The organism is Litchfieldella rifensis, from assembly GCF_042646605.1.
Taxonomy (GTDB): domain Bacteria; phylum Pseudomonadota; class Gammaproteobacteria; order Pseudomonadales; family Halomonadaceae; genus Litchfieldella; species Litchfieldella rifensis.
This window is the reverse complement of record NZ_JBHRUG010000027.1, coordinates 56,279-79,380: the sequence shown is the minus strand read 5'-3', so window position 1 is coordinate 79,380 and position 23,102 is coordinate 56,279. Positions and strand designations below refer to the sequence as shown.

Sequence of the window (23,102 nt, the reverse complement as noted above, 5' to 3'; positions counted from 1 at the left end):
GCTAGCCTCGCGGCAATCCCGCCGCGTCGTTCAGGAAGTCATCGATGCCTTCCAGGTAGACCGCCCCGCTTTCCAGAAAACCGGTATTGTGACTGCCGCTGATCACCAGCATCTCCTTGGGTTCCCGGGCTGCCTCGAAGACGGCCTCGCCTTCGGAGAAGGGGATGATGTCGTCCTCGCGACTGTGGATCACCAGAATGGGAGCCTCGATCTCCGTTACATAGGCAGCGGTGTCATAGTCGAAGCGGGCCAGCCAGCGAGCCGGTAGGAAGGGATAAATCTGCTGGGCCAAGAGGGGCACCGAGCGGAACGGTGACTCCAGGATCACCGCCGCCGGCCGGACTTCCCGACCCAGTTCCGCCGCCACGGCGGCACCCAAGGAACGGCCGAAGAGCACGATCTCGTCGGCGGCGATGGCGCGCTCCTCACGCATCCAGCGCCAGGCGGCCCGGGCATCCAACGCCGTGCCTGCCTCCGACGGCCGCCCCTCGCTGCGGCCATAGCCACGGTAGTCGATGATCAGCACTGACAGCCCCAGTTGATGGAACTGGGCCAGGGAATCCAGGCGGTGAGAGATATTGCCGGCGTTACCGTGCAAGAACAGCAGGCTGCCACGTGGCTCGTTTGCCGGCACCCACCAGGCATCCAGGCTCAGACCATCGTCAGTCGCAAGCGTCACCGACTTCCACGCCATGCCTCTGTCTGCCGGCGTAGCGAGATGCTCGCGGCCCATGTAGGGCAAGTAGAGCAACCGATCCTGGAAGGCCCAGGCCAGCAGCACCACCAGCGCATAGGCGAGGACCAGCCAGGACAGAAGACGCAGCATATGGCCTCACTCAGTCACTCCTGATATGGCTCATCCGTCCGCGGTGCGTCCGGTGCCTGCTCATCCAGCGATTGTCGATAACGGATGCAGCCCCGGAGGAACTCCGGCCACTCGGGCACCACCGGAATCGAATCACTGGTTTCCGGCAGCAGCCCCCATAGATCGGGGTGGTGCCAACATAGCTCGTGCCCACTGCAGTCCCGATGCCGACGAATCCCCTCTCGCAACGCCTTCGCTTCCGCAATGAGCTCCTCGCGTGTCATTTTCTCCAGATCATCGTCCATTTCCGCTCTCCTCCGATAGGATTCGATCAGAGACAGCAGCAACGCAAGCGTTCGACAACTCGATACCCTAGTCGCCCGTAAGCACGGATCGCTCAAACGAACTCCCGCAACACCGCCAGCAGCCGTTCGACATCGGCGTCTTCGTTGTAGACGTGGGGCGCAATACGCAGGGAATCACCACGCGCACTCACGAACACCTGCTCCTCCGCCAGGCGCTTGGGAAGCGCTTCGGGAATGCTGCCATCCGGCAGTCGCACGCCGACCAGGTGCCCGACGCGATGGTCGGCCGGTAGTACCGAGCACCCCATCTCAGTGACTTCCTTGGCAATTTGGTTTGTGAGCCGACTCAGCGTCGCCTGTACGCATCCGACGCCCCAGTCGAGCAGTTGCGAGAGACCGGCAAATGCCATCGGCGCGAGCACGAATTGCGGATATTCGCCCATGTCGAAGCGCCGCGCGCCGGGCCGGTAGTCATCCACGTAATCGACCAGCGCAGCAAAATCCTCGGCGCCGGCCCGGGTCAGCCAGGAAGCCTCCAGGGGGCGGCCGGTCTCACGCCATCTCGGAGCCGCATAGAGGTACCCCAAGCCGTAGGGGCCTAGTTGCCACTTGTAGCCGACCGAAACCAGGAAGTCCGGCTGGATAGCAGCAATGTCGAGCGGATAGGCACCGAGCGACTGGCTGGCATCGACGACCAGGGCAGCTCCCACGCTGCGGGCGCGTTCTCCCACTTGAATAAGATCGATGAGCGCCCCGTCGGTCCAGTGGCAGTTGGGCACGGTCACCACGGCCGTGTCGTCGTCGATGGCTTCCAGCACCGCACCGGTCCAGGCATCGAGCGGCTCCTTGTGAACGGTACGTACCTCGGCAGTGCTCACCCTGGCCAGCTCCCGCCAAGCGTAAAGGTTGGAGGGGAACTGCTCATCAAGCAGCACGATGTTCTGCCCTCTCTCGATCGGAACGTTGGATGCCGCGATCGAGATGCCATAGCTCGCCGCCGGAATAAGCGCGACACCATCGGTATCGGCCCCCATGAGCCTTGCCGCGACCGCTCTGAGCGCTTCAGCATCGGTGAACCAGTCCGAGGGACTGATCTTCCAGGGCGCCTTCATCCGCCGCACCGCCTCGAGACCGGCCTTGGTGACGGAGTGCGACTGGGGTGACATGTTGGCGCAGTTGAGATAGGCAACTTCTCTAGGGAGATCGAAGAGATCCCGCTGCGAAGGGAGTGGTTCAGGGATGCTTGGATTCATGAGAATTGGCCGAGCGGGAAGTGGTGGCGACTAATGGCGCGCGAGTATTTAAGCGTAGCCCAGCACGACCTTGCTATGGCCAGAAATGCAGGAAGCCCACCGATTTCGGCGGGCTTACCAGGCGTCCTCGACGCCCGTGCGACCGTCCGGACCTGCAAGATATTTTCACCAGGCTGAATAAGGCGATTGGATGACGATACTAATAATTGCAAAAGGTTACCTAGAACTATAATGACTTTACCCAAGCCAAACGCCCACCGACGGCGGCCTACAGGCTAAGCGGTAAGAATCGAGGCTTGTACCGCCCGGTCAAGCCCCTTTCCCCACGCGACTCCTCTCCCCGCACCGAGACGGCCATGGCGGGTGGCACCTTTGTGCCTACTGTTCACGCGCTGCCGCACCGCCAGCGCAGGGCGGTCCGGCGCATCACCACGAAGGAGAAACGCCATGCAACGTTTTGGTGTTGGTGGTTTTCGCACGCTTGGCCTGGCGTCAGCGATGCTGCTGGCACTGGCAACGGGTTCCACGCAGGCCTCGGAAGGGGACATCCTGAGCGGTCACCCGGTCGCCGTCGGCAACGGCCTGGCCCGAGTGGTTGTCACGCAAGACACAGGTGGGATACCGACGTCCATCGCCGTCGTCCTGACGGCAGACGCCCTGGAGGGGTTACCGGAACCGCAACCCGACCAGAAAGCATGGTTATACCTCTTGCCTCTGCCGGAGGGTGTCTCACCGACGGGGTACGATCATGTTCTCCTGGACTGGAACCCCGCCGGGCATATTCCTGACGGCGTCTATTCGGTCCCCCACTTCGACATGCACTTCTATCTCATCAGCGATGCCGAACGGCAGGCCATCACTTTCCTGGGGCCTGACCGGGAACAACAGCTCGCGCCCCCGGACGCCTTGCTGGTACCGGCGGGTTACGTGGTACCTCCCGAGTCGGCCGTCGAGCATATGGGTGTCCATGGCATCGACCCCGCCGGCCACGAGTTCCATGGGCAGCCGTTCACCCATACCTTCATCTATGGCTACCATGGTGGACGGCTCATTTTCGTGGAGCCGATGGTATCGCTGGACTTCCTGCACTCACGACCCGATGTCACCATGCCAGTGAAGACACCGGCCCGGTACAGCCTGTCCGGCTACTACCCGACCCAGTATCGCGTGAGTTTCGACCCCGCGCACGACGAGTACCACATCGAGCTGCTTGGGCTATCCCACTTCGATCCGGAGTTGCAAACCGTCCAGCAGTAAGGATGCCCTGGCAACGATGTCGTATCGGTAGCTGTGAGGGACACGACCGTCACTGGTCGTGTCCCGCTTTCCCCATTGCCGGAATAACGGATATCGTTGAACAGGATCCCCGTGACGACACTGCAACCACAACGGCTCTGGCTCGCCCGTCTCAAGAACACTCTTCAGGCCTTGCTGATCATGGCGGGCCGGACTCTGGTCCTGTCCGTGCCCAGCTACCTCCTTGCCGGCGCCAGCGGCGTGATCATATCCCTCGTGGCGGTAGCGGTGGCAGCACACTTCAGCAGTTGGGCGCTGGCCCGGCTCATTCTGGCCAACGTTGGCGCCGGCTGCCTCGTACCCGCTCCACCGGGAACCTCTGCTCGTTCTTGGCGATCTTGTCTTCGACCGCCCGCAGCAGATCGATGTCGAGCTTGTCGCTGAGCATCAGCAGGTAGATCTGCACATCGGCGATCTCCTCGCGAACCCCTTCGAGCTCTGCGTCTGACAGCTCTTTCGACTCCTGCTCCGTCAGCCACTGGAAATGTTCCGTCAGCTCGCCCACTTCGCCCGTCAGGGCCATCACGAGGTTCTTGGGCGAGTGGAACTGGCCCCACTCGCGGGCGCGAGCGAAACCCTGAAGGCGCTCACGAATCAGCGCCAGGCGATCGACCGAGTCGGGTTCTTCCATGCTGACCTCCTTCATTTGTCCGTCTTGTCGCAGCCCATCACACCGCCCTTGGCCCAACCCTCGCCATCGATCTCGCTGAAGAACACCTGTACCGCCTCCTCCTTCGCCCCGTAGACCTCCACGAAGGCCTCGGTAATGCGCCGCGCCAGCTCCCGCTTCTGCTCCAGCGGGCGGGGAAACTGCTGAATCGTCACGATGGGCATGATCGGCTCCTGTTGTGGAAAAGCCCCTATGGTCGAATGAACTCCCTGGCGCTGCAACGCGCCCACACCAGGCTCAGAATACAGGAAACCCGACATCTCCCCCTGATATGCCTCCCAGCATCCTCGATGTCCGCTTGCCGAATACGCTCGCCATTCTCGACGCTGGCCGTGTGCCATAGTGGATTGAGACAGGTTCCGAAGGGTCATGGCCCCTTGTCCGGCCCCTTTTTGCGGAGGAAGACAACGATGCAGGAACGTGACGTCGATATCGCCATCATCGGGGCCGGGACTGCCGGCCTGAGCGCCTGGCACGCTGCCAGGAAGCAGTCCCCCAGCGTAGTGCTGATCGAGGGCGGCCAGTATGGCACCACCTGTGCCCGAGTGGGCTGCATGCCCTCGAAGCTGTTGATCGCTGCTGCCGATGCTGCCCACCATGCCCGCGACACTGCCGGTTTCGGCGTACAGGTGCGCGGTGCGATAGAAATCGACGGCCGTGCGGTCATGGAACGCGTCAAACGCGAGCGCGACGGCTTCGTCAATAGCGTCCTCAAGTCGATGCAGCGAATCGACGAGGCCGACCGCCTTCAAGGCCATGCCCGCTTCGAAGGCCCACACACCCTGATCGTCGGCGATCATACCCGCCTCAGGGCTCGCAATATCGTCATCGCCACCGGCATGCGCCCCACCTGGCCGGCTTTCTTCGAGGTCGCGGGCGACCGGCTGATCGTCAGCGACGATGTCTTCGCGTGGGACGACCTGCCGGCGTCGGTCGCCGTATTCGGCCCCGGGGTGATCGGCCTGGAGCTCGGCCAGGCCCTGCACCGCCTGGACGTACGCCTGCGCGTCTTCGGCGTCAGCGGCTCCCTCGGTCCGTTCCAGGACGAGGCCCTGCGCGACTATGCCGATCGCACCTTCAACGAGGACTTCTACGTCGACCCGAGTGCCAAGGTGGAGTCCATCGCCCGCGACGGCGAGCAAGTGGTGATCACCTTTCTCGAGCGCGGCACCGGCAAGCGTCTGACCGAACGCTTCGACTACCTGCTTGCCGCCACCGGCCGACGACCCAACGTCGACAAGCTCGACCTCGGCAGGGCCGATCTGGCGCTGAACGACAAGGGGGTGCCGTACTTCAATCGCTTCACCCTGCAGTGCCGCAACGCCGATGACAGCCCGAGCCACATATTCATCGCCGGCGACGCCAACCAGGAGCTACCGTTGCTGCACGAGGCCAGCACCGCGGGGCGCATCGCCGGCGACAACGCCGGGCGCTATCCGGAGCTTCGCGCCGGCAAGCGCAACACGCCCCTGACCATTGTCTTCACCGACCCGCAGATGGCCACGGTCGGCGCCAGCCGCGCCGAACTCGAGCAGCGCCACGGGGGGCATGAGTGCATCGCCACCGGCGAAGCTTCCTTCGAGGACCAGGGGCGCGCCAAAGTGATACGCGAGAACCGCGGCATGATGCGACTCTATGCCGAGCACGGCTCGGGCCGGTTTCTCGGCGCCGAGCTCTTCGGCCCGCGCATCGAACACATGGCGCACCTACTGGCCTGGTCGCTGGAGCAGAACATGGGCGTGAGCCGGATGCTCGAGATGCCCTTCTATCACCCGGTACTCGAGGAGGGGCTGCGCAGCGGCCTGCGCGACCTGAACACCAAGCTGCTGCAGGGCCCGGCCATCGTCGACCGCTGCATGGAGTGCGGGCCGGGGGATTAAAGAGCCCCTTGGCACGCCCAGTAACCCACAACCCCGCCAATAACGATTTTAGAGGCCGACCGGCCAACCGATCAGTCGCCGCCGAAACGGTCGGACAGCCAGAGCGGTAGCGACCGCCCTTTTCTCATCGCCAGGATAGCGGATATCGTTGAGTGACAAATGCGTTTACCGGGACAGGAGTCGCCGTGACACTCCGACCCCAACGGCTCTGGCTCGTCCGTCTCAAGAATGGCCTGCAGACCTTGTTGATCATGGCGGGTCTGGCCTTGGTCCTGTCCGTGCCCGGCTATCTCCTCGCCGGCGCCACGGGGGTGATCCTGTCCCTTTTTGCGGTTGCGGTAGCAGCGCACCTCAGCAGTTGGGTACCGGCCCGGCTCATTCTGGCCAACGCCGGTGCCGGGCTGCTGCGTCGACACCAAGCCCCCGAGCTCTATCGTGTACTCGATATCCTCTATCAACGTGCCGGCCTGGAAATTGCGCCGCAGCTTTACTATTCCCCTTCACGCGATCTCAATGCCTTTGCCGTCGGTGACCGGCGTGACGGTGGCATTGCCATTACCGATGGCCTGCTCAGGACGCTCGATCTCCGCCAGTTGGCCGCCGTGCTGGCCCATGAAGTCAATCATTTGCAACAGGGAGACACCCGCGTCATGTCGATGGCGGCCGCCATGACCCGGCTCACCTTCTGGCTAGCAACAGCAGTACAGATCGCTCTGCTGCTGATGCTGCCCCTGATCATCACGGGAGGAGGGGAACTGCCCTGGTTACTGCTGTTGCTCGTGGCACTGTCTCCAACCGTCAGCACCCTGCTCCAGCTCGCGCTCTCGCGCAATCGTGAATACACCGCCGACCTGGAAGCCATAGCCATTACCGGTGATCCCCACGGCCTTGCATCGGCTCTGGAAGTGCTGGAACGCCACAACGGCAGTTGGCTGATGACACTGTTTGGCCGACAGGCGCCGGCGTGGATCAACTGGCTGCGTACACACCCACCGACCCACAAGCGTATCCGCCGACTACTCGACGTTGGCGAGCTACCACGACACACCGGCACCCGGCCGTTCATCCGGCTATCCGACGTCGACCACCCAGTGATCAATGAGCGTCCTGGCCCGGAGAGTGGCCGCTACTGGATTCGCCGCCGACGTTGACCTTTCAGCCGGGACATGAACCAAGGGGGCTAGAAGGAAGCATGCGAGTAAATGGCTTTGATATCGCCCCGCCACTGTTGATGGAAGCGTTCGCGCCATTGCTCCGCTGGACTGAACTTATTCTCGATGATCGCTTGGAGTGGCTGCAAATAAACGGATTCATCCGCGTTTTGCGCATCCCTCTTTTGCCGCCTTTCCAGTCCCTTGCGAGCCAGTTCTGTGGCGTATCGCAAGGCTTCGAGCAAGGAAGAGGCGTTGTAAACTCCCCTGACGGGGAGGTCATCACTGTTGGCCAGGCCGAGCTGAGGTAGGCGGTGGCGCAGTTGGTTCAAGCTGGCGACGTCACACCCCGCTATGAACGCCAGGGCCTTTTGCAACGCCTGGTCATCGTAAAGAATGCCCGTCCAGAACGCGGCCAGTGCCATGCTGTGTTCCAGGGTAAGCGAGTCGTTACCACGCAACTCCAGATGGTCTTTCAAGCGGACGTCATGCATTAACGTGTTGAGGTGATCATGCCAGTCCTTCAGCGTGGGTTTTTCTCCGGGTAATTCGTGCAATTTCCCTTGCATCATATCCCGGAAAGAGCGTCCGGCGAGATCGATATGCACGCCGTTCCTTTTCACCGAGTACATGGGCACCGCCAAAGCCCGCTGAACATACTCGGCAAAATTAAAATCGGGAGAAAGCACCAGCGGCAGGACGCCACAACGCGCAGAATCGGTATGTAGCCAGACGTAGTTACGGTAAGAGGTCAACTGGCTGTCTTGGCCATCGGCGAAGGGAGAATTGGCCAGCGCTACCATCACCAGGGGCTGCAGTGCCATCGCCACACGATACTTATCGCACATATCCCGCTGGTTGCAGAAGTCGAAGTTCAGCTGGATCGAGCAGGTGCGCGTCATCATGTCCGTCCCATGCACCCCGACCTTGGGCATGTAGTCCCGCATGATGTGGTAGCGACTCTTGGGCACCCAGTCCATCTTTTGCTGAGTCCACTCCGGCGCAAAGCCCAGCGTCATTATCCCTAAATCCATTTCATCGGCAAGTTCCACCAGTTGCCGGCGATGCTCCAGCATTTCCTGGTAAACAGCGTGCAAATCCACCCAGGGTGTTCCGGACAATTCAAACTGTCCAGCGGGTTCCAGTGTGATGGCGGCACCGTCGAGTTTCAGGCCGGTGAGGTTGTTCCGTTCAAAGGTTGGCTGCCAACCGAAGCGTTGCATTTCCGTCAGCAAGGTGTGAATACTGACTCGCCCGGCATAAGGCAACAAGCGGTGGTCCTGTTGCGAAAAAATGAACTTTTCGTGTTCAATCCCGATCAGGCACTGGTCCCTGGGCTTGCATTGCCCCGCCAGGTCATCACACAGGCTCTGCTCGTCGGTTACCTCGTCCATTGGACTGCCCTTGTCTTTCCCCTTGGCGAAGATAGATGGGGATTCTCTCTACCTCTCAAGAAAATGTGGCATAAATCCCGCAGCCCTGCCGCTTTAACCTAAAGGGATGCCTTGCTGCTCACCAATTCATTCAGTGTGGAGGAACTCAACCCACCGCACGAACCCAGCGCGCCCGGCCGGACTCCTTCGCCTGATAGAGTGCTTCGTCCGCCCGGCGGTAGACATGGTTCGCAGCGATATCACTTTCGCTATCCAGCAGGTTGAGCCCGGCGGAAATGGTGATGGTGTCGTGTGGGCCGGCAGGTGCCGCGTCCAGTGCCTCGATGGTCGCCAGCAGCCGGTCCGCCATGGCAGCGGCCTGGGCTGCGTCGTCGGTGCGGAATACCACACCGAACTCCTCGCCGCCGAGCCGGAACACGATGTCCTCGCGCCGACAGAACACCCCCTGCGCTGCGCCTGCAATGCGCTTGAGCAGCTCGTCGCCCTGGGGGTGGCCGAAGCGGTCGTTGTAGGCCTTGAAGTGATCGATGTCGAACAGCAGGAACGCGAGCTGGCGCGCTTTGCGATCGCGCCGTGACAGCTCGCGCTCGAGAACATCGATGAACGTGCGGCGGTTGTAGAGCCCGGTCAGTGGATCGTGGCAGGCCAGCTCCGAGAGTTGCACACTCACGGCGCGCAACCGTGTCATCACCCGCTTGCGGTGATGGACGTACAGCGCCATCACGGCTGCCTGGAAACACATCCCGACGCTGACCGTCAGCGCGCCATCGATCGCCATGAGCAGATCGCGCGGTTCGGGGCCTAATCCCGAGAAGATCGCGACGTTGAGGCCGGCGGTCATCAGCAGCGTACCCACGATGCCTCGATGCACGTCATCGAGCATCAGGAACGCCATGGCGGGATAGATGAGCGGCAGCGTCATCGTCAGTGGATTATCGGCCCTGAGGATGGCCAGCCCCATCAGGAAAGCGAACAGGAAGGCATGGGCGACGTGCGAGACCACTGCCACCGGGGCGCCCATGCGCAGACTGGACAGCACGCCGACAGCAACCGCCAACCCCGTCACGTTGATCGCCAAGCGCCCGACAGAGCTTTCCACCACACCAAGCAGATTGAGGCACAGAAACAGTCCCCAGACGATGAAGGCCGCGGCCCCCACCAGATTCAACAGGGTGATGCGCAGATAATCCGCTTGGTCCTCCGAGGTACGACCAGCGGATGTCAGACAGTCACGCGAGAGCCGGCACCAGACCCCGGCACGCGAAACTACTGCGTCAGGCTCCCCAGCGATACCCGCTTTGGTAAGCAGCGCCTCTTTCATGCCAGCACAATGCTCCGTGTCCGAGGATAGAGCACGGTAGTCGGAGGAACCCTGCGTAGTCCCCGTTCCTCTTTTCTATCGTTATCGCCAGCCGTCTCAGCGGCCTCTGGTTACCAGTTAAGCCACTTTCGTAACAATTTGCAACAAATAACCCCGCCGCGATGGCGGGCTTTGATCCAAGGAAGCGCTGAATAAATCGACGAGCGGTTTCAAGCACAAGGCGCCCGGAGCGCAGCAACCGGAGCATATGGGGTATATGTGAGGCTTCGACCGGGCTGGCGCACCAGCACCGCGTAACGCAGTGATGGAGCTGCGCAGGCATTGATTCAGTGTTTCCCTAAGGCAAGTTATGCTCATCTATCAACAAGCATCTAAACGATCGACCGACAGGAGAGCCCAGATGGCCGATATCACCCCTCGGCTAAAGTCCGTAAAGGAGGGCATCACGAAGCTGGTGAAGCTGGCCGGCAACGACCAGGCCGAGGCAGCCCGCAAACTGGGCAAGGAATTGACCGAAGAGCTCGACCAAGCCATGGAAGAGGCTTCATCGCTGCAAGACGATACCGTACGCCCGCAGCCAGCCCCACCTCGTGCGCCACGCAATGAGGTCGAGAGGTGTCCGGTCTGTTCGCTGCGTACCTTCACCTTCCAGAAGGGCACGATCCGCGAGTGCGCCGACTGCGAAAGCGGCTTCGAAGCGCTCTACCACTGCCTGACTTGCGAGCATGAAGGATGGCACGAGATCGAGTGACACCTCGGCTTGGCGTGTTCGGCTTCCCCCTGGCCCACCCCATCCGCCGCCATCACCCTGCCAGCCGGAACAGGGGAATAAGCCCGAACCACAGTACGTAGCCGAGCGAAGCGGCCATCAGGCCGTCGATGCGGCCAGGCGATTTTTCTGAGCGTATATGGCGGGTTAGCAGCCATGTCAGCAGGGCAGCGTGGGGAACGATCGCGAAGGCGATGCCGGCGAAAGCGCCATCCGCCAGCCCCATCCATTGCCAGGCCACGGCGACAGTGGCAGAGAGCAGCGTGAAGACCAGCGCCACCCGCAACGCGCCCGTGTGCCCCAGACGTACCGCCAGGGTGCGCTTGGCAGCCCCGGCATCGGCCTCGAGGTCCGGGATGCCCGACAGCGTGATGGATGGCAGTATCGCCAGCAGCAGCGGCAGGCTCAGCAGCCATGGCAGCGGGTCGCTCCAGGTACCACCCAGGAACACATGGCCGCACAGCAGCACGCCGATGCTGTGCGTGACCGCGACATCCACCTCGCCCCAGCCGCGATAGCTGAGCCGCAACGGCGGGGCCGTATAGCCGATGGCCAGGATCGCCAACATACCCAATACGGCGATGCCCACAGCCGGAGCCGCCGGCGCTACGCTCAATACCCACACCGAACTGGCCAGAAAGCCCAGCAACGCGGCAACGATCCCGACCTTAACCTCACGCAGGCTCAGTAAGCCCTCGACGAGCACGCGCGACCCGCCCGTGAAGGTGCTGAAGAAGCGGTTGTGCCGATCGGTGTGCAAATCGACCACCTCATTGATCAGCACGGTAGCCACTTCCAGCAGGAACAGGCACAGGTAGCCGATCCAGAAAATGGGATTGCCGAATACGACCCCACTCGGAGAAGCGGCGAGGCCACCGGTCGTATAGGCCACCCAGGTCATGGGATAGAACTGCAGCCGCAGCCCGCGCAGCCAGGCACCAGCCTTGTGCTTCAGTCGTTCCATCGGGGTGATTCGGCCTCGTTCCAGTCGCCTCCCTTGCCGATTGGCGCGGACCAGCCAGGCCTGCCGCTGCTGCGTGGTGGCATCCTTGACCGAGCCGAAGGCGAGCGCACGCACCGGGCGAATGCCGCAGAAGCCCAAGGTCGCTCGCGCCATGGCATTCCTGCCCGGCTCGCGATAGAGCAGCCGGTGGATCAGCGGGGGCGTGTCCATGGTGGTGATGAGCTGCGCCGAGCGTCCGTTCAAGAGCCCCTGATAGCCGATACCGCCTTCGCAGGTCCTGAAGGCAAACTCCGGCGCCATGATGCGGTCCAAGAATCCCTTGAGCAGCGCGGGAACCGTTCCCCACCAGGTGGGGTAGACGAACACCAGGTGATCCGCCCAGAGGATGCTCTCCCGCGCCAGGCGCAGGTCCTCCTCGAGGGGCTGTTGGTTGGGCGAGGGGGTCTGCACGGACGGATCGAAATTCAGTGCCGAGAGGTTCAAGCGGCGCAGTTGCACGCCTGCGGCATGGGCACCTTCGCAAAAGGCATCTGCCAATGCCCCGCACAGGCTATCGGCACGCGGATGCCCGAGGATGACCAGCACCTTCATCGGCCGTCGCGCCGGTTCCGCCGCATCGGCCAATACGTCGTTCTTCCTGAACGTTGTCATCGAGTCTGCTTTCGGGAGTTGAGGAGTCCATGCCTGTCGTCGAACATGAGGCCGAGATCGCGGCCAGCCCACAGGAGGTGTTTGCACTCATCGACCGAGTGGAAACGTTCGCCGACTACAGCGATGCCATAGACACCATAGTTCGCCTGGACGACAGCCGCTACCGCTGGCAGGTCCGCGTGGCCGGCGTGCCCCTGAGCTTCGATGTGGAGATCACGGAGTTCACGCCCCCAGAGCGGTTCGCCTGGCGCTCCGTGACTGGTGTTCCCAATCGCGGCTGTTACCGTCTGACGCCCATCGAGGGCGGTACCCGCATCCATCTGACGCTGGAGTACAGCCTCAACGATCAGCCGATGGAGAAGGCCATTCACCAGGCCGCGAAACCCCTGCTCCGCAAGCTGAGCCGGGACATCATCGACAAGGTGGAGGCGCAGCTGAAAGCGCAGCGAACCGGGCCACCCTAGACATCGCGGTAATAGCACAACGCTGGACGATCAATCATCCTTGAATTCCGCCATGGCCCGCTTGCACCCTATCCCGACGTCTTCGCCTCCACCCGGGTCGATCCAGGGCAGGATCGCCGCGGGTGGCGCGACCACGGCACCGAGCAAGGAGGCTAGGCCACGCGCCAGTAGCTCGCGCGAAACCACATTTACCCGTGGGTTGCGCATTGGCCCTTTCAGCTCCACCGGCGACTCTCCGGTGAAAAGGGTCACGTCCTTGTTGTGCCCCTCGAAAAGCAGTCGCAGCGTCTCGGCATCCAGGTTGATCGCGCCACCGCCAGTGAAGTTCGCAATCTCGGTCGACATGAAGAACTGCTTCAAGTCGGCCAGGCCATCGTCGGCAACGAAGTGGACATAGGTGCATTCCAATGGGACCTGTTCCGCGTCCGTCAGGGCCGCGACCAAGGCATTGGCAACGTTCAAGGGCAGAAGCTCCGCCGCGATGACGTCCAACCAGCCTTGGGACATGGCCAATTCCAGCGTGCCATTGAGCCCGGCCATGACCTCATCCATCGAGCGGCCCCGATAAGCGAAATCGCCGCGCCCACCGACCACACCGAGGGAATCCTGAGCCACCTGAGGCAGGTGGGCTTCACGCAGCAGTGCCTTGAGGCTCACCCGCTTGAGCGCCAGATTCAGGTCGCCCTTCAGCACGTTCTGGCGTGCATCGATAACCCATGTGCCGTTGACCTGGCCACCGCCAAGCCCCACCTGCAAGGGGTCTATGGTCATCACGCCACGCTCCAGCTCCAGCTCGAGAGACACATCGGTAAACGGCACATACTGCATCTTGACGTTGCTTGCCCGGTAATCGAGCACGATATCCGTGCCACGCAGTCCTGCCACGTCCCAACGGCGGTCGGGGAAAAGCCGCCGGCGGCGCACGACCTCATCGGTCCAGCGCTCCCGCTCGGGAGACGCCGTCTCACCCGTATCGGGGGGCGGCGTGATGCCCAGCATCGGCAGCAGATCCACAGCCTCGAGCGTGTCCGAGGTTAGCGTGGCCGTCAGCTGTGGTCGTTCCTCCATGCGCAAGCGCACGTCGCCGGCCACATCGCTGTTACCGAAGCCGCCTTGCATGTCATTTAAACGCAGCAGGTCGTCGCTGAACTGCAGATGACTGCGGACCTGGTAGGGCGGGACCTCAGGCAGATTGATGCCGGTCAGGTCGGAGATATCCGCCAGGTTGGGACCCTTGAGCCGGAAGTCACCCTCCACCGAAGCGAGCTCCAGCGGTTGGACGACGCTGCCGTCCAGTTGAAGCTGGGTGTCGCCGGAGTTCAACTCACCAGAAATCGGATAGGGCTCGTCACTAGTCAGATCGAGCAGGGGGCCCACCACCAAGTCGAACGCAAATGGCGTTTCCTGGTAGGTGCCATCGCCGACCATGTAGACTCCGGGCTTGTCCAAGCCTTCGATCTCACGGGAATCGGCACGCAGCGAAAGCGTCAGCCCCCAACGCGGCCCCTGATAGTCAATCGCGGTGTCGTCGAACACCAGCCCACCGTCGACCACCTGCGTGTTGAGCCGGCCATCGAGCATGCCCAACTCCCCGAGCCCCAATGGCGCGAGTGCCGCGGTCAGATCGACCCGATCGAGTTGTGCCTCCACGTCGGCGACCAATCGTCGCTCCTGCACCTCGATCCAGCCCTGGATGGTCAAGCCACCTCGCTGTCCATCGGCGCTTTCCTGAAGGGCATGAAGACGCTCCACGCTGACGCGACCATCCTCGAGCTGGCCCTCGATGGCCAAATCATGCAGGGTCTGATCGGCATAGCGCAGGCGGGCAATGGAAAGGTCCACTTGCCCCTCGAACGCTTTTAGTTCCCCGAGAGCCTCAGCCCAACGCTGGTCCCAGGCCGCCTTGAGAGTCGAGGCGTTCTCCGCTTCGTTGCCGCTCCCGCTTCGTGCGGTGGCCCCGTCCGCCGTGCGGTCCCCCTCGCTCTCGTCCAGCACTCCCCAGCGGTTCAGGTCCAGTGCGTCGGCATCCAGTTGCGCTTCGATGTAGGGCACATCCCGGCCGAGGTCCACCGCCAGCGAACCGTTCAGACGGCCGCCACCGATCTCTCCTTCCAGCTCTTCGACAGCGACGCGATTCTCTGCTCGCTGGTAGTGCGCCAGTGCTTGGAATGTCAGGGGATCATCCTGCACGTGCCCCTCGCCACGCACATCAAGACGCAGTTCGTCGCTCGTTCCACCAGGCGTCTCGAAGGCGACGTCGAGCTCGATATCCTGCGCGGCGTCATGGTAGGTCAACCGGCCCCGCGCGATGGCAAAGGCCTTGGGCCAGATTGTCTGGCCCAAGGCCTTATCTGGAGGCTTTTCGCCACCTCGGCGAGACCAGTTGGGGGTGCCGTCCTCTCGTCGTGCCAGATGAAGCATTAGCCGCTCGACGCGGACGAGCTCCAGCTCCACCTCGCCCCTGATCAATCGGCCCGGGTCCAAGTCGATGGCCAGTTCGTCCAGCCGCGCCATATCCTCGTTGCGTGCCCAGGATGCATTGGCGACACGCACGTCATTCAACTGCACCGCCAACGGCCAGCCCCAACCGATGTCCAGGTCGCCGATTTCGACCTCGCGACCACCCACTTGCTGACTGGCCTGATCTTCAAGCCAATCGCGCATCCAGGGGGATTCCAGGAGCAGGGCCACCGCCACCAGGAGCAGCAGCACACTCCCGAGCGCCACACCCACCAGCCGAGTCGCCTTTGCCACATCCCTATCCAACAGTGAAGCCAGTCCTTTAACCATGGACAGGGATACAGCGTCAGTCCAATGCTGAGCGCTGGCTTAATGCGCCGCCGGAGGCGCCGGCTCGAACAGCAGCTTGATATAGTCGCGCAGCAGCATGATTTGCGTGGGAAGAATGTTCGGGTCGCCGGTTGCCCGACCGAGCACCAGCCCGCCCTCGATCACGGTCGACACCATGTCGGCCAGCGCATCGAGGTCGACCGGCTCCCTCGCTTCGTGATGTACGGCAATTTCTTCCAGAAGCGTACGAAAGCGGGTGCGCCAATGGAACACGATGTGCCGGTTCAGCTCACGCACGCCGCGGTCGAACAGGCGCTCCTGATAGCAATAGGTGGCAACGAGGCATCCCGGATGCCCGCCCGGCAGGTCGGCCATGGTTTCCGCCAGCAATTTCAGGCCGACCAGAAACCCGTTCAGTGGATTGGCGGCCAGCTCCCGCCCGCGGGCGAAGACCTCATCGAGTAGCACATCGTCACGTTCCATGTATCGCTGCAGCAATGCACGTGCCAGCTCGTTCTTGTCGCGGAAATGGTAGAAGAAACCGCTTTTGGTAATTCCGGCTTCCGCGATGACCTCCTCGATCGAGGTGGCACCAAACCCCTTGGCCAGCACCGCCGTCTCCGTGATGGCCAGGATCCGCTCGCGGGTCGCTTCGCCCCTTGCCATTGCCATGGCTGCCCCCGTACCTGCCGCGTCCACTGTACCGGAGGTACAGTTCGCCGGAACCAGGTCTTGCCGGAACCTTCGTCTCGGCGAGAAACCTCTTCGCATGTGCTTGATTGTAGTTGACGCAACCCCCCTCGCGAGAACCGCACCACGGGTTCACTAGCCGGCAACCGGGCAGGCGGCCATCCTTATTCACAGTACCGGTGCAAGCCCGCCGGTGGATAGCAAAAAGGGGGGAACCACCATGTCTACAGCAACCGATGCGGCCCATAGCGTGACCACCTTCGACGACAGGCGAGCCGAGGCCTTCGCCGACCGACTCGTCGACATCCTCAACTCAGGGGCACTCACCCTGATGACCTCGATCGGTCATCGCACCGGCCTGTTCGACACGCTAGCCGGCATGGGGCCGGCCACGAGCCAGGAAATCGCGGATCAAGCGGGCCTCGACGAGCGTTATGTGCGCGAATGGCTGGGCGCGATGACGGTGGGAAATATCGTCGAGCATGACCCCGCGACCGGTACCTATCACTTGCCACCGGAACATGCGGCCAGCCTCAGCCGTCGCTCGCCAACGGACAACGTGGCGGTATTCGCACAGTACATCCCGCTACTGGGAGCGGTGGAGGACGACATCGTGCACTGCTTCCGGCACGGAGGGGGAGTGCCCTACGAGCGCTTCGGCCGCTTCCACGAGATCATGGCCGAGGACAGCGGCCAGTCGGTAGTGCCGGCCCTGGAAGCGCATATCCTTCCGTTGGTACCGGGACTCAAGGAACGCCTCGAGCAGGGCATCCGCGTACTGGACGCCGGCTGCGGTCGGGGGAAAGCCATCAACAAGCTGGCGGCGCTGTATCCCAACAGCCATTTCACCGGCTATGACATCTCTAGCGAGGCGATTGCCCTCGCCCGCGAGGAGGCCCACGAGCTCGGCAACACCAACGTGACCTTCGAGGTCCGCGATCTCACCGACTTCGACCAGAGCGCCGAACCGGCGGCGCTCGACTTCATCACCACCTTCGATGCCGTTCACGACCAGGCCGATCCCGCGGCCCTGCTGCGCGGCATTCGCCGTGCGCTAGCCAACGACGGCATCTACCTGGCCCAGGACATCAAGGGCTCGAGTCACCATCATGAGGACCGTGACCACCCAATCGGGCCACTGCTCTACACCCTCTCATGCATGCACTGCATGACGGTGTCGCTGGCGAGTGGCGGCGCAGGGCTCGGCGCGATGTGGGGGCGGGAAAAGGCCCTGGAATACTTCCAGGCGGCCGGGTTCGGGGATATCGAGGTTCACGAACTCGACCACGACTTCCAGAACTACTGGTATGTGTGTCGTCCGCGGCAACCATCAGCATGAGCCCAACCCTTGGAAGTAATAAAGCCTGCCAAATCGGCAGGCTTTATTCTTGGGAACTCGGAATCCGGAGAAATGGATAGGGTCCGCCGAAGCGGCGGGCTTGTGAATGCCTTGCCACTGCGTCTGACTCAACAATGGTCGCAATTCATACTGCCTGCACGTTTCGGTTGCTGAAAACCTGTATAGTGACTTTGCACCATTTATTTAATGCGGAGTAGCAAACACGATCGATCATTCTTTCCAAGCCAGCACGGGAGGTTCTCATGAAGGTCTACAAACCTGAATGGCAGTGCACGTTTAGCGTAAACGAAGGCGTGGAGGAATCAGCCAGCTGGAAAGAGCGCATCGCCTGGCGCCTGCGGGAATTCGCAGACAAGCTGGACGGTGGCGGAAGAACGATCAAGATTGACTGCAACGTCACCCCTCGAGTGAGCCGCCAGGATGTCGATACCTGCCTGGGCAAAGGCTTTGAAGTGACCCAGAACCTGCTTACTCAGCTCGCCCATCAAGCTGCTTGCGAAGACGTCATGCGTCACGCCAAGGCAGATCTTTTCGAGGAAGATCATCAGTATTGAGGCCAGACGTTCCCGGCAGTCACCGCACCCCATTCCGCCCCTGGTGGAATGGGGTGTTTTCGTTCATGCCCGCTCAGCCACACCGGTCACGCCAGCCTAGTTGCCGATCCTCCGCGAGCGCGGCGCGTGGTCGGGATATTGCAACAGGGCTTCCATTTTCTGCTGGGTGTCCGTCTCGCTCGAAGGGACGTAGGTGATCAGGTGCAGCGGGACGCCATTGCCACCGGCGACCTGAAGAATGGCGTAGTCAAATGCCAGTCGTCCCGCTTCGGGATAGTCGTAAACCTTCACCCCATCCTGGGGAAGCTGCACGTTGTGCTCCTCCCACCACTCGGCGAACTCCGGGCTTTGCGCAAGGAGTAGCCCGATCAGCTCGTTGAACCAGGGATCATCGATATAATTCGCGTAGGTCAGCCGCAGCTTGGCGACACAGTCCCGGGCATGCGATTCCCAGTTCACGAGCATGCAGCGTATGCGCGGGTTCAGGAACAGTTGATGGATGCCGTTCCTCTCGATTCCCTGCATGGCGTGGAGATCGCCGTGGATGACGGTCGCAGCCCGGTTCCAGGCCAGGATGTCCGAACGCGCGCCCATGATCCACGCCGGACAGAACTCGAGCTGATCCATCAGCCGCTGCAGTTGAGGGCTCACCACGGCCTCGCGTGCCGAACCATTGCCCCCGCTCTCGGAACCATAGCCGCCGAGGGTCAGCAGATGTTGCTGCTCGGCAGGCTCGAGCTTCAACGCGAGCGCGATGCGTTGCAAGGTATCCATCGACGGATGCACGTCACGCGTCTGCTCCAGCCAGGCGTACCACTCCGTGCTGATACCGGCCAGCTCGGCGACTTCTTCGCGACGCAGGCCGGGTGTCCGCCGCCGCACACCACGCGGTAGGCCGATCTGCTCGGGTTGCAGCCGAGCACGCCGAATTCTCAAGAAGGTAGCGATCTCGCTACGACGGTCGTTGCTGAGCACTGTGCTGTTCCTTAACATTTGTCTGAAAACGCGCCGAGCAATGCCCAGACTAGGCAAAAATCAGCGAAAAGATGGAGTTTACAAAGGGGTAAATGAGGTCTTTGAGCTGATTTTTAACGCCGTATGGGCGAGCGCAGGCAGTTTTCAGGCAGAGCCTTAGGGGGAAGTGCGGATACCAGTATCCCGCATTCCTTAATGCCTCGCCCCGGTCAACGTATGCTCTTCATCACCAGCCGCAGCCGGGATCGATTCGTTCTCGCCACAAAGTATACGCTCGACACATACCCTGGCGATTCAAACACTGACGGCACCGATATCGCGTCCCGCTGAGCAATCCATCACCCCAGCAACACCAGGAGTGCATTCAATGCGTTACCGCAAATTCGGCAATACCGGCCTATTCGTCTCCGAGCTTTGCTTGGGCACCATGACCTTCGGCGGCGAGGGCGAACTGTGGAGCCAGATCGGCGACCTGCAGCAGAACGATGCCGAGCGGCTGATCGGGCGTGCGCTCGACGCCGGCATCAACTTCATCGACACCGCCGATGTGTATTCCGAAGGGCTGTCGGAAAGCATCACCGGCCAGGCGCTGAAGAACCTCAAGGTGCCGCGCGACGATCTCGTGGTCGCCACCAAGGTCTTCGGCGAAACCGGCAGCCAGGGCGTCAACTCGCGAGGCAACTCACGCTACCACATCATGGACGGGGTCAAGGCGAGCCTGAAACGCCTGCAGCTCGATCATATCGACCTGTACCAGATCCACGGCTTCGATCCGGCGACACCGATCGAGGAAACCGTGCGCGCACTCGACAACCTGGTGCAGCAAGGCCACGTGCGCTATGTCGGCGTCTCCAACTGGGCCGCCTGGCAGATCATGAAGGCACTGGGGATCGCCGAGCGTCACGGCCTGGCGCGCTTCGAATCGCTGCAGGCCTACTACACGCTCGCCGGCCGCGACCTCGAGCGCGAGATCATTCCCATGCTGCAAAGCGAGAACCTCGGCCTGATGGTATGGAGCCCGCTCGCCGGCGGCCTGTTGAGCGGCAAGTACGGGCGCGACACCCAGGCCGAGGAAGGCAGCCGTCGCACCACCTTCGACTTCCCGCCGGTAGAAGTGGAGCGCGCCTACGACTGCATCGACGTGATGCGCGGGATCGCCGAAGCACATGACGTGTCCGTCGCGCAGATCGCGCTGGCCTGGCTACTGCACCAACCGGCCGTGACCAGCGTGATCGTCGGCGCCAAGCGGGTCGACCAACTCGACGACAACATCGCCGCGACGCAGGTCGAACTCAGCGACGCCGAACTCACCGAACTCGAGACCGTCAGCGCCTTGCCGCCCGAATACCCGGGCTGGATGTTCGAGCGCCAGGGGGAACACCGCCGCGAGCAGTTGGCGCAATCCCGCAAGCGTTAAGCGCGCGCTATTCAAGCCGTCATTGCACCCCATCCGGCCCCAGCCGCATGGGGTGTTTTTCGTCCATAGGGCACGGCGAAGTAGGTCGCCCCGACTCGGCTGCGAGCGAAAAAAATAGTCCGGGGCATGTCACAACCCTCACCGCCGATTCGTCTTCATTGTATACACTCAGCAACGGAGACCTATCGATGACCCCGCGAATGAACGCTTTTGCCGCCGCACCGGATACCATGCAGGCCATGCTGGACCTGGAGCAGCACGTCAGTGGTTCGGGCCTGGAGCCGAGCCTGATGGAACTGGTCAAGACGCGCGCCTCGCAAATCAACGGCTGCGCGTTCTGCCTGCACATGCACACCCGCGATGCCCGCGCCGCCGGGGAAAGCGAGGAGCGCCTCCACCTACTCTCGGCATGGCGGGAATCGCCGCTCTATAGTGAACGGGAGCGTGCCGCCCTGGACTGGACCGAGGCGCTGACGCTGGTGGCCGACACCCAGGCACCCGACGACGTGTATGAGCACGCACGCCGCTACTTCGACGAGGAAGAACTGGTCAAACTCACCCTGCTGATAGGTGCCATCAATATCTGGAACCGGATCGCCATCGGCTTTCGCAGCATTCACCCCGTCGACACTGCCCCCCAACGCGAGATCGTTTCATGAGCGACGTTCAAGCGGCCAGGCAGCCGAAACCTTCACACGACTTCGAGAACCACCGGGCGCACCTGATGCGCCTGGCCTACCGCATGCTCGGCTCGGTCGCCGAAGCCGAGGATGCGGTACAAGACTGCTACCTGCGTTGGCACCACCAGAATCGGGAGAACGTGGACGACCCGCACGCTTATCTCTCCCGCATCGTGACACGCCTTTGCCTCGACCGGCTCAAGCAGGCCCGTACGCAACGGGAAGTCTATATCGGCCCCTGGTTGCCGGAGCCGCTGGTGGAGGAGTGGTCAGCCACAGCGCTCCCGGCCAGCCACATCGAGCAAGACGTCTCCACGGCCCTGATGATGGCGCTCGAACGCCTGTCGCCGTTGGAGCGGGCGGCCTTCATCCTCCACGACATCTTCGATATGGAATTCGAAGACGTGGCCGCAACACTCGGCCGCACGGAAGCCGCCTGCCGGCAGCTCGCCAGTCGCGCGCGCAGTAACGTCGTGGCTTCCCGGCCCCGGTTCAGCCTCGGCCAAGAGGAAAGCCTACGCCTGACCGAGGCCTTCTTCGAAGCCAGTCGCAGCGGCGATGCGGCCGACCTCCAAGCCTTGTTGACGGACGCTGCAAGGCTGCATACCGATGGCGGCGGTCGCAAGCGAGCGGCACTGCGCGTGATCGAAGGCGCCTGCAATATCGCTCGCTTCTTCGCCGGCCTTGTGCGCAAGAGCTTCGCGGCCGAGCCGATCTGGACCCGACAAGTCAGAATCGACGGCCTGCCCGGTATTCTTTCGCTCGAGCATGATGGCACCTTGCAGACCACGGCCATCGACGTGTGCGATGGCCGCATTCAGGCGATCTTCGTCGTTCGCAACCCGGACAAGCTCCGGCATCTCGAAGCGATGCTGCCCGACCAAGTGGCCAGACAGGTCGTTCATTGACAGTGCGAGCGCTTCAAAACACGAAAGCCATGCCGTCACGCCCGGCAGAATGGCCAGAACTGATAAAAGTGCCGACAGCGGAACTCGGCTTCACAAGCGGCCAACTGCGATTGATAGCGGCTCGCTTGGGCATTGACCTGCCTGGCGGCCTGCCTGACCTGGGGCTTGCTCCTGTACGTGCCACGCCGATAGCCGCCGCGGCCCTCGTGGTACGCCAGATACAGATGCTCGGGGTTATGCAGGGAAATGCCCAATTGGCGGTGAGTCTGAGCGTTGTACCAGCCAATGAAATCGGTGGCATGTTTCATGTGGGTGCGACGCGCGAAGAGGCTCCCGGCATCGTCCCGATACTCGCCCCATACCGGGTCCTGGGCCTGGGCATAGCCACGGGCAGAGGACGGGCGGGGGCCGGGGAAAATCCACAGGATGCGCTTCCTGGGTGGACGCACATGACTGCGGAACGAGGATTCCCGCTTGACGAAGGCCATCTGCGTGGCAATCGGAGTGCCCCATGTCTCCTGGGAGTCACGGGCATAGTCATACCATTTCGGCTGCTCGCGAAAGATCTCGCAGATGTTACTCTGATCCTGTGGAGGTGACGGCGCCATCATCGCGCATCCACTGGACACGATCCCGAGCCCCACGATCAGCAACCACCGCCACGCGTGCAGCACATGGCCAAACATGCCCCGCTCACTTCCATGCCGCTCAACCGATGAAACCACCTGGCCTCCTCACGAGTCACCGCCGACGTTTTGTGCGCATGATACCGTTTCGAAAGGAAACCGCCTTAAACGCTTGGGCG

The 23,102-nt window shown here is 62.3% G+C and carries 22 protein-coding genes; 10 read left to right on the top strand and 12 right to left on the bottom strand.

The features are described from left to right. Position 1 precedes the first annotated feature (1 nt). The 3 genes from ACFOEV_RS12955 to ACFOEV_RS12945 all read right to left on the bottom strand — a co-directional run bounded on the left by ACFOEV_RS12955 (position 2) and on the right by ACFOEV_RS12945 (position 2,363). Positions 2 to 826, bottom strand: a complete 825-nt coding sequence (locus ACFOEV_RS12955) for an alpha/beta hydrolase (protein ID WP_386774568.1) — start codon at positions 824 to 826, stop codon at positions 2 to 4. Between the two features lie 14 nt (positions 827 to 840). After that, a complete protein-coding gene (locus tag ACFOEV_RS12950; protein ID WP_386774566.1) occupies positions 841 to 1,110 on the bottom strand; it encodes a hypothetical protein in 270 nt (89 codons plus the stop codon). A gap of 92 nt (positions 1,111 to 1,202) precedes the next feature. Continuing rightward, positions 1,203 to 2,363, bottom strand: coding sequence for an aminotransferase class V-fold PLP-dependent enzyme (locus ACFOEV_RS12945; protein ID WP_386774564.1), 1,161 nt, complete (start codon positions 2,361 to 2,363; stop codon positions 1,203 to 1,205). A gap of 447 nt (positions 2,364 to 2,810) precedes the next feature. On the opposite strand from ACFOEV_RS12945, the gene ACFOEV_RS12940 reads away from it, so the two are divergent. Then, entirely contained in the window at positions 2,811 to 3,620 is an 810-nt protein-coding gene (locus ACFOEV_RS12940) for a DUF5602 domain-containing protein (protein WP_386774562.1), read from the top strand. Between the two features lie 304 nt (positions 3,621 to 3,924). Here the strand turns inward: ACFOEV_RS12940 and ACFOEV_RS12935 are convergent, their stop codons facing one another. Continuing rightward, a complete protein-coding gene (locus tag ACFOEV_RS12935) occupies positions 3,925 to 4,290 on the bottom strand; it encodes a nucleotide pyrophosphohydrolase (protein WP_386774560.1) in 366 nt (121 codons plus the stop codon). 11 nt (positions 4,291 to 4,301) lie between these two features. Then, positions 4,302 to 4,493: a tautomerase family protein gene (locus ACFOEV_RS12930; RefSeq protein WP_386774558.1), complete on the bottom strand. Its 192-nt coding sequence runs from the start codon at positions 4,491 to 4,493 to the stop codon at positions 4,302 to 4,304. A 246-nt stretch (positions 4,494 to 4,739) separates the two neighbouring features. Between ACFOEV_RS12930 and ACFOEV_RS12925 the strand changes: the two genes are divergently transcribed. Then, the gene (locus ACFOEV_RS12925) at positions 4,740 to 6,209 is read left to right on the top strand and encodes a dihydrolipoyl dehydrogenase (RefSeq protein WP_386774556.1); all 1,470 of its coding nucleotides are present in this window, start codon (positions 4,740 to 4,742) and stop codon (positions 6,207 to 6,209) included. A 185-nt stretch (positions 6,210 to 6,394) separates the two neighbouring features. Continuing rightward, the gene (locus ACFOEV_RS12920; protein ID WP_386774554.1) at positions 6,395 to 7,360 is read left to right on the top strand and encodes a zinc metalloprotease HtpX; all 966 of its coding nucleotides are present in this window, start codon (positions 6,395 to 6,397) and stop codon (positions 7,358 to 7,360) included. A 29-nt stretch (positions 7,361 to 7,389) separates the two neighbouring features. Here the strand turns inward: ACFOEV_RS12920 and ACFOEV_RS12915 are convergent, their stop codons facing one another. Both ACFOEV_RS12915 and ACFOEV_RS12910 read right to left on the bottom strand, forming a co-directional pair. Continuing rightward, a complete protein-coding gene (locus ACFOEV_RS12915; RefSeq protein WP_386774552.1) occupies positions 7,390 to 8,754 on the bottom strand; it encodes a glutamate--cysteine ligase in 1,365 nt (454 codons plus the stop codon). Positions 8,755 to 8,899: 145 nt separating this feature from the next. Continuing rightward, positions 8,900 to 10,075 (bottom strand): GGDEF domain-containing protein, encoded by a 1,176-nt coding sequence (locus ACFOEV_RS12910; protein ID WP_386774550.1) that lies wholly within the window; start codon positions 10,073 to 10,075, stop codon positions 8,900 to 8,902. Between the two features lie 400 nt (positions 10,076 to 10,475). Between ACFOEV_RS12910 and ACFOEV_RS12905 the strand changes: the two genes are divergently transcribed. Continuing rightward, on the top strand, positions 10,476 to 10,826 hold the full coding sequence (locus ACFOEV_RS12905) for a hypothetical protein (RefSeq protein ID WP_386774548.1): 351 nt from the start codon (positions 10,476 to 10,478) through the stop codon (positions 10,824 to 10,826). Positions 10,827 to 10,878: 52 nt separating this feature from the next. Here the strand turns inward: ACFOEV_RS12905 and ACFOEV_RS12900 are convergent, their stop codons facing one another. Beyond that, a complete protein-coding gene (locus ACFOEV_RS12900) occupies positions 10,879 to 12,459 on the bottom strand; it encodes an NAD(P)H-dependent oxidoreductase (protein ID WP_386774546.1) in 1,581 nt (526 codons plus the stop codon). A 29-nt stretch (positions 12,460 to 12,488) separates the two neighbouring features. Here ACFOEV_RS12900 and ACFOEV_RS12895 point away from each other — a divergent pair, with 29 nt between their 5' ends. After that, a complete protein-coding gene (locus tag ACFOEV_RS12895) occupies positions 12,489 to 12,923 on the top strand; it encodes an SRPBCC family protein (RefSeq protein WP_386774544.1) in 435 nt (144 codons plus the stop codon). A 30-nt stretch (positions 12,924 to 12,953) separates the two neighbouring features. Here ACFOEV_RS12895 and ACFOEV_RS12890 read toward each other — a convergent pair whose 3' ends face one another. Together ACFOEV_RS12890 and ACFOEV_RS12885 are read right to left on the bottom strand one after the other, a co-directional pair. Then, complete coding sequence (locus ACFOEV_RS12890) at positions 12,954 to 15,677, bottom strand: AsmA family protein (protein WP_386774542.1); 2,724 nt, start codon at positions 15,675 to 15,677, stop codon at positions 12,954 to 12,956. Positions 15,678 to 15,752: 75 nt separating this feature from the next. Beyond that, entirely contained in the window at positions 15,753 to 16,385 is a 633-nt protein-coding gene (locus ACFOEV_RS12885; RefSeq protein WP_386774540.1) for a TetR/AcrR family transcriptional regulator, read from the bottom strand. Positions 16,386 to 16,623: 238 nt separating this feature from the next. Between ACFOEV_RS12885 and ACFOEV_RS12880 the strand changes: the two genes are divergently transcribed. Together ACFOEV_RS12880 and ACFOEV_RS12875 are read left to right on the top strand one after the other, a co-directional pair. Further along, on the top strand, positions 16,624 to 17,742 hold the full coding sequence (locus ACFOEV_RS12880) for a class I SAM-dependent methyltransferase (RefSeq protein WP_386774539.1): 1,119 nt from the start codon (positions 16,624 to 16,626) through the stop codon (positions 17,740 to 17,742). 263 nt (positions 17,743 to 18,005) lie between these two features. Further along, positions 18,006 to 18,317 (top strand): hypothetical protein, encoded by a 312-nt coding sequence (locus tag ACFOEV_RS12875; protein ID WP_386774537.1) that lies wholly within the window; start codon positions 18,006 to 18,008, stop codon positions 18,315 to 18,317. Positions 18,318 to 18,413: 96 nt separating this feature from the next. Here the strand turns inward: ACFOEV_RS12875 and ACFOEV_RS12870 are convergent, their stop codons facing one another. After that, positions 18,414 to 19,292 carry a helix-turn-helix transcriptional regulator gene (locus tag ACFOEV_RS12870; protein WP_386774536.1) on the bottom strand — a complete coding sequence of 293 codons (879 nt, stop codon included), beginning with the start codon at positions 19,290 to 19,292 and terminating at the stop codon, positions 18,414 to 18,416. Positions 19,293 to 19,659: 367 nt separating this feature from the next. On the opposite strand from ACFOEV_RS12870, the gene ACFOEV_RS12865 reads away from it, so the two are divergent. The 3 genes from ACFOEV_RS12865 (at position 19,660) to ACFOEV_RS12855 (ending at position 22,297) form a co-directional block, all read left to right on the top strand. Further along, on the top strand, positions 19,660 to 20,709 hold the full coding sequence (locus ACFOEV_RS12865; RefSeq protein ID WP_386774534.1) for an aldo/keto reductase: 1,050 nt from the start codon (positions 19,660 to 19,662) through the stop codon (positions 20,707 to 20,709). A gap of 188 nt (positions 20,710 to 20,897) precedes the next feature. Further along, the gene (locus ACFOEV_RS12860) at positions 20,898 to 21,368 is read left to right on the top strand and encodes a carboxymuconolactone decarboxylase family protein (protein ID WP_386774532.1); all 471 of its coding nucleotides are present in this window, start codon (positions 20,898 to 20,900) and stop codon (positions 21,366 to 21,368) included. Next, positions 21,365 to 22,297 carry a sigma-70 family RNA polymerase sigma factor gene (locus ACFOEV_RS12855; protein ID WP_386774530.1) on the top strand — a complete coding sequence of 311 codons (933 nt, stop codon included), beginning with the start codon at positions 21,365 to 21,367 and terminating at the stop codon, positions 22,295 to 22,297. The genes ACFOEV_RS12860 and ACFOEV_RS12855 overlap by 4 nt, the downstream gene beginning before the upstream one ends. Positions 22,298 to 22,332: 35 nt before the next feature. Here the strand turns inward: ACFOEV_RS12855 and ACFOEV_RS12850 are convergent, their stop codons facing one another. Then, the gene (locus ACFOEV_RS12850; protein ID WP_386774528.1) at positions 22,333 to 22,983 is read right to left on the bottom strand and encodes a transglycosylase SLT domain-containing protein; all 651 of its coding nucleotides are present in this window, start codon (positions 22,981 to 22,983) and stop codon (positions 22,333 to 22,335) included. Between the last annotated feature and the right edge of the window lie 119 nt (positions 22,984 to 23,102).